This is a genomic window from Acidisphaera sp. S103 (assembly GCF_009765975.1).
In the GTDB taxonomy this organism is placed as follows: Bacteria; Pseudomonadota; Alphaproteobacteria; order Acetobacterales; family Acetobacteraceae; genus Rhodopila.
Genome location: NZ_LMUJ01000042.1, coordinates 242243 through 254686, shown reverse-complemented (window position 1 = coordinate 254686; position 12444 = coordinate 242243). Strand labels below are relative to the sequence as shown.

The 12444-nt window shown below is 66.2% G+C and carries 11 protein-coding genes; 5 read left to right on the top strand and 6 right to left on the bottom strand.

Features of this window, described 5'->3' with window-relative positions; genetic code table 11:
* Nucleotides 1-3: 3 nt before the first annotated feature.
* Together GSQ89_RS11450 and GSQ89_RS11445 are read left to right on the top strand one after the other, a co-directional pair.
* Nucleotides 4-1050, top strand: coding sequence for a PilN domain-containing protein (locus tag GSQ89_RS11450; RefSeq protein ID WP_158925117.1), 1047 nt, complete (start codon nt 4-6; stop codon nt 1048-1050).
* Entirely contained in the window at nt 1047-1856 is an 810-nt protein-coding gene (locus tag GSQ89_RS11445; RefSeq protein ID WP_158925115.1) for a general secretion pathway protein GspK, read from the top strand. Before GSQ89_RS11450 ends, GSQ89_RS11445 begins: the two co-directional genes overlap by 4 nt.
* 69 nt (nt 1857-1925) lie before the next feature.
* Here the strand turns inward: GSQ89_RS11445 and gspG are convergent, their stop codons facing one another.
* The gene (gene gspG / locus GSQ89_RS11440) at nt 1926-2369 is read right to left on the bottom strand and encodes a type II secretion system major pseudopilin GspG (RefSeq protein WP_158925113.1); all 444 of its coding nucleotides are present in this window, start codon (nt 2367-2369) and stop codon (nt 1926-1928) included.
* A gap of 226 nt (nt 2370-2595) precedes the next feature.
* Here gspG and GSQ89_RS11435 point away from each other — a divergent pair, with 226 nt between their 5' ends.
* Complete coding sequence (locus tag GSQ89_RS11435) at nt 2596-3012, top strand: lytic transglycosylase domain-containing protein (RefSeq protein ID WP_371734242.1); 417 nt, start codon at nt 2596-2598, stop codon at nt 3010-3012.
* A 184-nt stretch (nt 3013-3196) separates the two neighbouring features.
* Complete coding sequence (gene gspD / locus GSQ89_RS11430; protein WP_158925111.1) at nt 3197-5479, top strand: type II secretion system secretin GspD; 2283 nt, start codon at nt 3197-3199, stop codon at nt 5477-5479.
* Nucleotides 5480-5499: 20 nt separating this feature from the next.
* Here the strand turns inward: gspD and ccmI are convergent, their stop codons facing one another.
* From ccmI to hemA, 5 genes are all read right to left on the bottom strand, one after another.
* Nucleotides 5500-6918 carry a c-type cytochrome biogenesis protein CcmI gene (gene ccmI / locus GSQ89_RS11425; RefSeq protein WP_158925109.1) on the bottom strand — a complete coding sequence of 473 codons (1419 nt, stop codon included), beginning with the start codon at nt 6916-6918 and terminating at the stop codon, nt 5500-5502.
* Nucleotides 6915-7430, bottom strand: coding sequence for a cytochrome c-type biogenesis protein (locus tag GSQ89_RS11420; protein WP_158925107.1), 516 nt, complete (start codon nt 7428-7430; stop codon nt 6915-6917). The genes ccmI and GSQ89_RS11420 overlap by 4 nt, the downstream gene beginning before the upstream one ends.
* Before the next feature lie 248 nt (nt 7431-7678).
* Nucleotides 7679-8227, bottom strand: a complete 549-nt coding sequence (locus GSQ89_RS11415) for a DsbE family thiol:disulfide interchange protein (RefSeq protein ID WP_158925105.1) — start codon at nt 8225-8227, stop codon at nt 7679-7681.
* 3 nt (nt 8228-8230) lie between these two features.
* Nucleotides 8231-10219, bottom strand: a complete 1989-nt coding sequence (locus GSQ89_RS11410; RefSeq protein ID WP_158925103.1) for a heme lyase CcmF/NrfE family subunit — start codon at nt 10217-10219, stop codon at nt 8231-8233.
* A 208-nt stretch (nt 10220-10427) separates the two neighbouring features.
* Entirely contained in the window at nt 10428-11645 is a 1218-nt protein-coding gene (gene hemA, locus GSQ89_RS11405) for a 5-aminolevulinate synthase (protein WP_158925101.1), read from the bottom strand.
* A gap of 400 nt (nt 11646-12045) precedes the next feature.
* Between hemA and GSQ89_RS11400 the strand changes: the two genes are divergently transcribed.
* Nucleotides 12046-12444 (top strand): DUF2889 domain-containing protein (locus tag GSQ89_RS11400; RefSeq protein ID WP_158925098.1); only part of this gene is annotated, 399 nt, incomplete at its 3' end.

Genomic DNA, 12444 nt, shown 5'->3' with positions numbered 1-12444 from the left:
TTCATGCTGAACGACCTTCCGAGCTGGTGGATCAGGCAGATGCTGGACCTGATCCCACCGGCCATGCGCAATCGAACCGACGGTGCGCCGGATGCCTGCGTCGTTTCGATGGATGGGCATCCGCAAGCGGCGCCACCGACGATCCGCCTGAGCACACGGCGCGCGGGGACGGAGTCGGTGCTCGGCCATTTCGCGCTGGATGCGGCAGGGACGGACCAGGCGCGATCCATCCTGCGGAAACTCGACCGGCGGTATCCGATCGCCGTGCAGGTTCCCGGCGATGTGCTGCTCGAACGGACCTTCGCATTGCCGCTCGCGGCGGAAGCCGACCTGGCGAGCGTGCTGCGCTACGAGATGGACAGCATCACGCCGTTCGCTGCCGAGGAACTGTTCTGGGTCGCGTCGGTCATACGGCGCGATCGGGACCGACGGCGCCTGCATGTCCGTCTTTCCTTCGTGCCGAAAGCCGCCGTGCCGTCCTTGACCGCGGCGATTGAGGCGTTCGGCATCGCCGCGTCCTGGCTGGAGGCTGCGACACCATCGGGTGCGGCGCGCATCATCCCGTTCGGACACATGGCGGCATCCAGGCAACGACGGCAGCGCAATCTGCGGATCGGGCTTGGCGGAATCGCGGTCCTGGCCGCTGCTGCCATTGTGCTGCCCTGTGCCCTGCAATCCATCGCCCGAGCGGACGTTGAAAGCCGGATCAGTGCGCTGGAGCCGAATGTGCGATTGGCGGAGACGCTGCGGGCGCGGATCGCACGTGCGTCCTCGGCCGCCACCCTGGTTGCCGCGGAGCACGGCCGTGTCGGCGATCCGCTGGCCGTGTTGTCCGCCGTCACCGCCGCGCTGCCCGACGACACGTTCCTGACAGGTCTAACCATACGCGCGGGCAGGCTGGAGATCACCGGCGAGTCGAGGGCGGCGGCGAGGTTGATCGGCGTACTGGCCGCCAGCCCGGTCATCAAGGATCCCGCCTTCGTCGCATCGGTGACCCGCGCCGAAAACGGGTCAGATGCGTTTTCGATCCGCGCCGGCATCGCGCGGTGAGTCCGGCACTGTTGGACCGAGGGGGACGGCTGAGGCACCGAGAACGGGGGTTTGCCCTGCTGATCGTGCTCTGGACGATGGTCCTGCTGGCCTTGCTGGTCTTCGGCATCGCCGGAACCGGACGTACCGAGGCGCAACTGGCCGGCAATCTGCGGGAAAACGCCCGGCTTCAGGCGGAAGCGGACGGTGCGATCTACGACGTCGTTTTTCATGCGCTGGCCACGTCCGGCCAGCCGTTGGCATTCGGTGACATGGTCCGTGGCCGGGTGCGGATCCGGGTGGAGAATGAGGCGGGGAAGGTCAACCCGAATACCGCGCCGCCATCCCTGTTGCAGGCGCTGCTGCGGCACGTGGGCGTCGCCGAGGGGACGTCCGAGACACTCGCGGCGGCCATCGTGGACTGGCGGAGCGACAACGCGACCGCCTTACCCGGGGGCGCCAAGGCCTCGCAATACAGCGCGGCCGGGAAGCCTTACGGACCGCCGGGGCAGCCGTTCCAAAGCATCGCCGAACTGGGGGATGTGTTGGGAATGACGCCGGACATGCTGGTTCGGCTGGCGCCGCATCTGTCGATCTACAACATGGGTGCTCCGGAGCCGGGTGCGGCCGACCCGGCCGTCGCGGCGGCGCTGGCTGATGTCGCCGGAAGCCAGATCGTGGGCACGCCCGCATCGTCCTCCGGCACGATCGCGATCACGGCGACGGCCGGTGGGCCCAATGGAGCCCGGTTCACTCGCCATGCGGATGTTCGGATCGGCGTGACGGATGGTGGGCCGAGCTATCGGATACTGACGTGGTCACGATGAGAGTTGCGGGTGGACGGGGTTTGTAAGAGAGGCTGGGAGGCAAGAATCCGGACGCAACGGCGGTTGGCATTACGGGTTGCAGATCATGTCCTGCCCCGCGTCACCGCCTGACGGTCCGTGCGAGCACAGGTCGTAATCGTGGCCGCTTCGGGTTGACGGGCTGCTGTAAACATACGGGTGATTCCAGGGGTCGGCCGGGGCCTTGCCGCCCTTCAGATAGGGGCCATTCCACGCCTCGACATCCGCCGGACGCTCGACCAGCGCCTCTAGGCCCTGTTCGGTCGTCGGATAGAGTCCGACGTCCAGCTTGTAGAGATCAAGCACCGATGAAAGGCGTTCGATCGACTGGTGGGCGACCGACACGCGGGCGCCGCCAAGCTGGCGCAATGCCGCCGGCGCGACCAGGCCGATCAGCAACCCGAGAATCACGATGACGACAAGAAGTTCCAGAAGGGTAAATCCCTGGTCGCGGGATTCGGTTGCTTTTCGAAATAACACCGGACTGTCACGCATAGTAAACCGGAATGACCCCCTATTGGCGGCGTCCCTGTAGGCGTGGCAAGCGCAGCGCGGCAAGTGTCAGTCTGGTGACAAGTTGTCTTCACTACAGAACGAGCGGTTTTCCCCGGACATCGGCTGCGATATACGGCCTGAATGGAATGCACCTGGCACCGCCGCCCCGCGAGACGATGGGTCTTCGTGGATGATCTTCGCGCCGGACAGAGGACGTAGAGCCATTGTGATCCCGTTTGTGACCTGCATGGTTCTCGTCGCCTCAGCGTATCATCTTCCGCCACGCGTGCTGCCCTCGATCCAGGCCGTGGAAGGGGGCGGCGTCGGGGTCGTGCATCGGAATACCGATGGGTCCGAGGATCTCGGCGTGATGCAGGTCAACACGCTTTGGATATCGCCGCTGTCCCATCTGACCCACCTGAGCGAGGCGGATGTACGCGGCCGCCTGCTTGACCAGCCGTGTTTCAACATCGCGGCCGCCGGCCTTATTCTCCATTCCTATCTGGTGGAGACGCGGGGCGATCTGCTGCGTGCGATCGGCGACTACCATTCCCACACACCCGTCCTCAACCAGGCATATCAGGCCCAGGTTATTCGTTCGGCAACCATGATGTTCGTCCATTCCGGACATCGCCCGCCATGACGTGGCCTGACCTGAGCGCCGACTGTCCGTTCGACCTGGGTTAGAGGGGTCCGCACGGGTTTGAGCTTGGTGGCGGCGTCCGGCAGCCGATTCTGGCCGTTTTCATGGATTTCTACCCCGCCGGAGCATCCGGCTTACCCGTCCCGAGGACCGATATCGGGCCGATCGCGTAGGATAATGCAACGTGAACCGATGTTTCCCGGCGACGCTGGCGGCTTTGACGGCACTCGCGGGCTGCGCCCCGGCGGTGAACCCTGCGTTGGAGCCACTGCCGCCGGTTTCGAGTTCGGCCGGCGCGGCGTCCCCGCGGATCGACGGCAGCGTCGGCGTCCCGGACGCGATGCTGCCGGCACAGGTTTCATATGGAACGAAACCGGGAACGGCCGTGAGTGTGCCGAACGGGGGCGGGACGGGGAACGTCGTGCTCAATTTCGCCGACACTGACATACGGGAGGTGGTGGCGCAGATCCTTGGCACCATGCTGAAGGTCAATTACGCGATCGATCCAACCGTGCATGGCACCGCGACGTTCCGCACGGTCCGGCCGCTCGACCAGACGGAGCTGCTTGCTGCGTTGCAGACGATGCTGGCGCAGAGCGGGGCGGCGTTGCTGCAATCGGGTTCGCTGTATCGCGTCGTGCCGGCCGGGGCCGCGGCCGCACCCGCGCTGGCCGGTAGCAGCGCGGCCGCGGGAAGCGTTGTCGTGCGATTGCGCTACGCGTCGGCCGAGGATCTCGCCAAGCTGCTGCAACCGTACGCCGGAAACAACGCCAAGATCATTGCCGGCGGCGGCAGCAACACCCTGATCGTCGGTGGCGAGCCCGGTGCCCGGGAGGCGCTTGTCAGCCTGGTGCAGGCGTTCGACGTCGATGCCCTGGCGGGACAGTCCTATGCGTTGCTGCCGGTCCCCGCGGGCAGCGCGAAGGATTTCGCCTCCGCCCTGATGGACGCGTTCGGCAGCCAGCGTGGCGAGCCGTTGGCGGGGGTCGTGCGCGCCATGCCGATGGAGCGGATGAACAGTGTGCTGCTGGTGTCGAGCCAGCAGCGCTACATCGACGACTCGCGCCGGATCTACGCGATGGTCGCGCGGACCTGGCAGGAAACGGTGCGCAACTGGCACGTTTACTATCTGCAGAACAGTCATAGCGACGATGTCGCGTACCTGCTGCAGCAGGCCTACACGCCGAACAATGTCACGGCGCGGCCCAGCAGCCATAAGGCGGCAGCGATGAACAGCCTGATGTCCGGCCAGACGGGCGGCGGCGGCGGTGCGTCGTCATCGTTGAGCGGCCTGTCCGGCGGGATCGGCGGCGGCGCGGCGCCAGGCACCGGCTCGGGTGTCGGTGGTGCGCAGGGGGTGGGGACGCAGAACAACGCGCCGGCCGCGGGCTCGGGCGGCACACAGCAGGCAGCGGCGGATGCAAGCCCGCTGTTGGGTGGATTGAACGGCGGCAACAATGCTGACGTTTCGGATGGGATACGGATTATTCCAGACGAGCAGAACAATGCCGTGATGATCTATGCGACGCCGCGGGAGCAGGAGGCGGTCGTAACGATGCTGCACAAGGTCGATATCCTGCCGCTGGAGGTCCGCATCGACGCCACCATCGCCGAGGTGACGTTGAACGACGCGCTGCAATACGGCACGCAATGGTTTTTCCGCTCCGGCGGGGTGAACGGCGTGCTGAGCGGGGCGTCGCAGTCGCTGGGGCCGGCGGGGCTGGTTGCCTCCCAGCTCAACACGAATTTTCCGGGTTTCGTCGTGGGCGGCACCGGGTCGGGCGGGGCGCCGTTCGTGCTGTCCGCGCTACAGGCGGTGACCACCGTGCATGTGCTGTCGTCGCCCGAAATCATGGTGCTGGATAACCAGCAGGCATCGTTGATGGTCGGCAGCCTGGTGCCTTATCTGACCGGCACCACGACCAGTACGCTGACCGCGGACTCGGCCGTCACCAACTCGATCAACTATCAGCCGACCGGGGTCATCATGCAGGTGACGCCGCGCGTGAACAGCGGTGGCCTGGTCACGCTGGATGTGCAGCAGCAGGTCAGCAGTGTCGCGACATCGACCACCGCCGTGTCGGGCACGTCGGGGATCAACTCACCGACGTTCAACGAACGGCAGGTCGTTTCCCGCGTGGTTGTGCAGGATGGGCAGACAGTGGGGTTGGCCGGGCTGATCACCGATAACGTCAGCCGCAGCAACCAGGGCATTCCGTGGCTGAAGGACATCCCGGTGCTGGGTTTCCTGGCCGGCCAGCAGTCCAACCAGCGTACCCGGACCGAGCTGCTGGTGTTGATCACGCCGCATGTCATCCACGACCAGCAGGATGCAAGGGCGCTGACACAGGACCTGCGCGACCAGATGAGCAACGCGGCCAGTGTGCCCCAGGAAATGCAGCATCTGCCCGCGTCGGGGTCCGCCGATCCGGGTCAGGCTCTGCGCCGGAAGCTGCACCTTGAATGAGGCTTGGTGACCCGTGCCGCCTAGTGTGCCGCGGGTTGGGGCGAAGCCCCGGGTGGCGTCTGGGGGTCGGATCGATGCGCGGACAGTGCGTCCAGGGCGGAACGCAGCATGCGCGCGTCGTCACTGCCGGGCGGCACCAGGGTCAGCAGTTTGGTCCAGTAGCGCCGAGCGTCATCGAGGTGAGCGTCCTGGGCGGCCGCGATGCCCAGATACCACAGCACCAGCGGTTGGTCCGGATCGGTCGTCTGGACATGATTGAGCAGGTCGATCACCCGAGGCGGCAGTTTGTCCGTGGGCGCGTGGTCTTGCAGCAGCGCTCGCACTTCCTGCAGGCGGATCGAGGTATCGCCCGGTTTCAATGCCGCCGCCTTGTCGTAGGCGTCGGCGGCTTTGTCGGCCTGATGCAGCACGGCATAGGCTCGGCCGAGGCGCAGCCAGCCATCCAGATTGGCCGGATCGGCGGCCTGTTTCGCGGCCAGGCCGGCGACCATGCTGTCGATCATCGCTCGCCGCTGTGCGTCGGGCATGTTCGCCGCGTCGGCCATCGTCTTGGCGTCGGGGCCGGGTGCCGGTGGCGGGGTTCCTTTCGCCAGTTCGGGCACGGGGATGCCGGCGGCCTGCGCGGCCTGGGCCACTTTCTGGCCGAGTTGCGGGCGCAGCGATGAATCTTCGGGTAGTTGGGCCAGCAGCGTCTGGAAGCCCTCGATGGCCTTGCGTGGCTCGCCGGCCTGCATGGCGGCGACCGCGAGGTAGTAGTGGGCGCTGCCGCTGCTGGGATCGGTTTTCAGGACCTGCTGGAAGGCGGCTTCCGCCGCCGGAGTGACGGTGCCGCCGGCTTGCATCACCATGATTTCGGCGTGGTCGCCGAGGACGTCGGGGCTGTTTTGGCCCAGGGCGATGGCTTTGCTGTAGGCGGCCTCGGCCTGGTCCCATTCGCGCAGCATCGCCAGGCTGTGGCCGTACAGCAGCCAGCCGTTTGCGTCCGATGGGTTCTGTTTCAGCTTCTCCGCCAGGGTTTCGGTGGCGCGTTCCAGTGGCGATGGCGTGTTGGCCTTTGCCAGTTCGACTTGGCGCGCTGAAAATGGCTCGTCCGGGATGCCGGGGGCACCGAGCCATAGGTAGCTGGCGAGGGATCCGGCGGCGACGAACATGAAGACGATGATGGCGAGGATCGGGCTGCGGGTCAGGCGCTGCGGGGCGGTCGGTTGCCTGTCTGCGGCGAGCAGGCGGCGTTGGACCTCAAGCCGAGCGGCGTCGGCTTCGGTGAGGGTGAGGACGCCTCGGGCGATGTCGCGGTCGAGTTCGCGCAACTGGTCGCGGTAGACCGCCTGGTCGAAGGTGGCGCGCGCGGCTGTGGGCCGGCTGCCTCGGAGGAGCGGGGCGAGGATGGGCAGCAGCGCCAGGAACGCGAGCAGCGCCAGCAGGAACGGTAGGATCAACCGTCGTGCTCCTGCATCAGTCCGTCGAGGCGGGTGGTTTCCTCGGGGCTTAGGGGGGCGGTGTCGGCTGGAATGGGCTGGCGGCGGCGGAGCCACAGCAGGCTGCCGGCCAGGCCGATGACGACCAGGGCTGGGGGGCCGTACCAGAGGATGTAGGTGGCGGGTTCGACGGGGGGCTTCAGCAGGACGAACTGGCCGTAGCGGTTGACGACGGCCTGGATGGCCTGGGCGTCGGTGTCGCCGGCGGTCAGGCGTTGGCGCAGGAAGATGCGGATGTCGTGGGCGAGGTCGGCGCCGGATTCGTCGATCGACTCGTTCTGGCAGACGAGGCAGCGGAGGCCCTCGCTGATGGTGCGGGCGCGGGCTTCCAGGACGGGGTTGGCCAGGCGTTCGCTGGGTTCGACTGCGTGGGTGGGGGTGGCGGCTAGGAGGAGGGTGGTGGCGAGGGCGATGGGGAGGAGTGGGATGCGCCGGTGGCCGTGGGGGTGGGCTTGCCGCGGTTTGCCCGTCATGATCGGGCGTGTCCCGGCCATCTTCGCACCGGCCGATGAAGCGCGGATGGCCGGGACGCGCCCGGCCATGACGGTGAGAGCGTGCCGGACTGCGGCGGTACCAGCCGATGAAGCGCGGATGGCCGGGACACGCCCGGCCATGACGGGGAGGGGACGGTGCCGGATCATGACGGCGAGAGGGTGCTCGGCCATGACGAGGAGGGAGTGTCGGGCCATGGCGGAGAGAGCGTGTCGGGCGGACAGGATCCTCATGTCTGACCCAACTGCTTCAGCAGGGGTAGCAGTTCCTTGTCCACCTGCTCGGCGGTCAGGGGGCCGACGAAGCGTTTGCGGATGATGCCGGTGCTGTCGATGACGTAGGTCTCGGGGACGCCGTAAACGCCGAAGTTCAGGCCGACGCTGCCGTCTCGGTCCATGCCGACCAGGCGGTACGGGTCGCCGAAGGTGGCCAGCAGGTGGGCGCCGTCTGCCGGTTTGTCTTTGTAGTCGATGCCGTAGATCGGCAGGTGATTCTCGGTCGCCAGGCGCATCAGCAGGGGGTGTTCGATGCGGCACGGCACGCACCAGGAGGCGAAGAAATTCACCACGAACGGGTGGCCCTTGAGCGCGTCCAGCGCCAGGGGCTTGCCATCCGCCAGGCCGGCGAGGTCGAAGGCAGGGGCCGGTTTCGCGATCATGGCCGAGGGTATTTCGTGGATATCGTAGTTCGGCCGCAGCGTCAGTTGCAGCATCCGGCCGAGATAGGCGGCCAGCACCAGGAACACCACCAGCGGCAGCAGATAGATCAGGCGTTTCATGCTCTACTCGCCTGCGGCGGGAACCGGTTGCGGGCCGCGTCTGGTGGCTCGGGCTGCCGCGCCCACGCGCCAGCGCCGGTCGCTGAGGCTGACCACGCCGCCGAACGCCATGATGATGGCGCCCATCCAGATCCACGGCACCAGTGGCTTCCAGTACACTCGCACGGTCCAGTCGCCGGCGGTGTCGGAGTCTCCGAGCGCGACGTAGAGGTCGGCGAGCAGGTTGGTGCGGATCGCGGTTTCACCCGTGGTCTGCTGCTGCAGCGGGAAGAAGCGCCGTTCCGGGTGCATCTCGGCGATGAATTCTCCGGCCTTGGTGACCCGAATGAAGGCCTCGTCTGCCGAGAAATTCGGGCCGGGGACGTGGTCGACGTGCTCCAAAGTCAGGTGGTAGCCGGCGAGGTCGATGCTGCCGCCGGGTTGGAGGATCTGGATCGCCTCCTGCGCCCAGGCCGACGCGGCGAAGCCGGCGACCGACACTGCCAGGCCGAAATGCGCGATCGACATGCCGTATGTGGCGCGGGGCAGATGGATGGCGCGGCGCAGGCTATCGCCAAACGGGGTTCGGAACAGGCGGATGCGTTCGGCGAACTCGGTCAGCACGGCGGTGGCCAGCCAAGCGGACAGACCCAGGCCGAGGACCGCCAGCACCGGCCCGCCATAGGTGACGTAGAACGCAACCAGCACTACCAGGGCGGTGGCGATGTAGGCGACCCAGAGGCGTTGCAGCGCGCCCAGGATGTCGCCGCGCTTCCAGGCCAGCATCGGGCCGATCCCGACCGCGATCACCATCGGCACCATCATCGGGGCGAAGGTGCGGTTGAAGAATGGGAACCCGACCGACAGTTTCGGGCCGCCCACGGCGTCCAGGAACAGCGGATACAGCGTGCCTAGGAATACCGTCGCGCAACCGCAGGACAGCAGCACGTTGTTCAGGACAAGGGCACCCTCACGCGAGATCGGCGCGAACAGGCCGCCGCCCTTCAGCGCCGGTGCTCGTATGGCATACAGCGTCAGCGATCCGCCGATGGCGACGACCAGCAGCAGCAAGATGAACATGCCCCGCTGCGGATCGGTGGCGAAGGCGTGCACCGAGGTCAGCACGCCCGATCGCACCAGGAACGTGCCGACCAGCGACAGCGAGAAGGTGATGATCGCCAGCAGGATGGTCCAGGATTTCAGCGTGTCGCGCTTTTCCACCACGATGGACGAATGGATCAGCGCGGTGCCGACGAGCCACGGCATGAAGGATGCGTTCTCGACCGGGTCCCAAAACCACCAGCCGCCCCAGCCCAGCGTGTAATACGCCCACCAGGACCCCATCGCGATGCCGACTGTCAGCGCACACCACGACGCCAGCGTCCACGGCCGCACCCAGCGGGCCCAGGCGGCATCGACCCGGCCCTCGATCAGCGCGGCGACGGCGAAGGAAAACGCCACCGAAAACCCAACATAACCCAGGTAGAGAAACGGCGGGTGGAACGCCAGGCCAGGGTCCTGCAGCACCGGATTGAGGCCCTGACCGTTCGGCGGCGGCGGAAACGTGCGCAGGAACGGGTTGGATGTCAGCAGGATGAACAGCAGAAATCCAACCGCGATCATGCCCTGGACCGCCAGCACGCGGGCACGCAAGGCCGGAGGCAAATTGTTGCTGAACAGCGCCACTGCGGCCGCGCACAGCGACAGCATGAACACCCACAGCAGCATGGAACCCTCGTGGTTCCCCCAGACTCCGGTGATCTGATACAGCAGCGGCTTGTCGGTGTGGCTGTTCTCCACGACGTTGATCACCGTGAAGTCCGACGTGACATAGGCGTGCATCAACGCCAGCATCGACAGCGCCGTCAGCGCGAACCCGATCAGGGCACACGACCGGCCAACCGCCATCCACCCCAGATGGCGACGCGCGGCGCCAATCAACGGCACCGTCGACTGAATGACCGCGACAAACAGCGCCAGGATCAGCGCGAAGTGGCCGAGTTCGGTGATCATAGGAAGGCGGGGGCTCCGCCCCTCGACCCCGCCAAGGGCGGACCGCCCTTGGAACTCCGTACTGGGTGGGTGGTCAGGAGGGGGCTAGGTGCGGGTTGCAACGTCTCAGTCGCCCCCTCCTGACCACACACCCAATTAATGGGATCAAAGGGGCCGTCGGCCCCTTTGCGGGTCCAGGGCAGAGCCCTGGCCTTCCTACGACAACCGATCACGCCGCTCGGCGCCGTTCCAGGGGGATGATTTTGGTCAGGGCGGTGACCAGTTCGTCCATCATGGCGTCGGTGTGCAGGGGGCCGGGGGTGAAGCGCAGGCGTTCTTCGCCGCGTGGTACCGTGGGGTAATTGATGGGGGTGGCGTACATGCTGAATTCCTTCAGCAGGCGCTGGCTGACATCCATGCAAAGCGAGGCCTCCCCGATATGCAGCGGCACGATGTGGCTGACGGAGTCGATGCGCGGCAGGCCGGCGGCGTCGAAGCGGGCCTTCAGGGCGTCGGCGCGTTCGAACAGTTTGGTGCGGCGGGCGTGGTCGGTGCGCACGTGGCGCACGCTGGCCAGGGCGGCGGCGGCGGTCATCGGCGGCAGTGAGGTGGTGAAGATGAAGCCGGGGGCGGTGGAGCGGATGAAGTCGATGACGTCCGCGTCGCCGGTGATGTAGCCGCCGTGGCAGCCGAAGGCTTTGGCCAGTGTGCCCTCGATGATGTCGACCCGGTGGGCGGCGCCGTCGCGTTCGGACACGCCGCCGCCATTGGGGCCGTACATGCCGACGGCGTGGACCTCATCGAGGTAGGTCATGGCGCCGTATGTGTCGGCCAGGTCGCAGATCGCGTTGATGGGAGAGATGTCGGCGTCCATCGAATAGACTGACTCGAAAGCGATCAGCTTGGGTGACCCGTCCGGGGCGGCACGCAGCAGGGCTTCAAGGTGCGCCATGTCGTTGTGGCGGAAGATGTTGACGACGCCGCGGGAGCCTTTGATGCCGGCGATCATGGAGGCGTGGTTCTTGGCGTCGGAGTAGACCTGCCAGGGATGGGTGGGGCCGTTGGGGAAGCTGTTCAGGATGGTCGACAGCGCCGCCTGGTTGGACACGAAACCGGAGGTGAACAGCAGGCCGGCTTGCTTGCCGTGCAGGTTGGCGAGTTCGGCCTCTAGCGCGTCGTGCACCGGGCTGGTGCCGCTGATGTTGCGGGTGCCGCCGGCGCCGGCGCCCATGGTCTGGGCGGCCTCGCACGCCGCGTTGACCGGGACGGGGTGGCCGCCCATGGCGAGGTAGTCGTTGGACGACCACACGAGGACTCGGGAGCCGTCGGGTCTCAGGTAGTAGGGGAAGCCGTCGGCGCGCTTCTGCAGCGGGGTGAAAATGCGGTAGCGGCCCTGATCGCGGATCGAATCGAGGGAGCGGCGGCAGTGGTCCTTGAACGCATTCATCCTACGTGAGCCCTCAGTTCGCCAAACCCGGGGAAAAGCCGATCGGCGCGTCTGACGTAGACGCATACCGGGAACCATTGATCCGGATCAACACACGTTCTTCCAGCGTGCGGGCGGGAACATGCGCCGATTGCATTTCGCGTCAACTGGCTATTGGCCGCCGCCAGCAGGAATTTGGGATCGTAAATGAACACGAATTAAGAAATCTGTGCTGAACGGCGGGTCGCTTGTCGGAAACGATCCATTTCTTGAAAAATCAAATGCTGGGCGGTGGATTTGGGCGCGTGGCTGTCATGCCGTCAACGGGCTTTGCAATGCCGTGGCTGGGATGTCATAGAGGCATGTTGCATCGCAATATCTGTCCACGACCGTCCCATTTACGACCGTTTAGGAGTCAGGCATGCCGTTGAGCCAGCCCGTCGAACGCGAGCGTCTGCATACGCGTGCCATCGAGATCAACGGGTATCGCCGAGCCGACGGATGCTTCGACATCGAGGCGCATTTGACCGATGTGAAGAGCTTTGGGCAGACCAATTTCGACCGTGGCTATATCGATATTGGCGACCCGGTCCACGACATGTGGCTGCGCCTGACGGTGGATGAAAAAATGATCATCCAGGGGGTGGAGGCGGTCAGCGATAAGACCCCGTATGCGGCGTGTCCGGCCGCGGCGCCCAACTTTGTCCGGCTGAAGGGCATGCAGATCAAGGCTGGGTTCCTGCGGGAGGCGACCCATGCGGTCGGCGGCACCGTGGGGTGCACGCATCTGCGGGAGTTGCTGCAGCAGATGGCGACGACG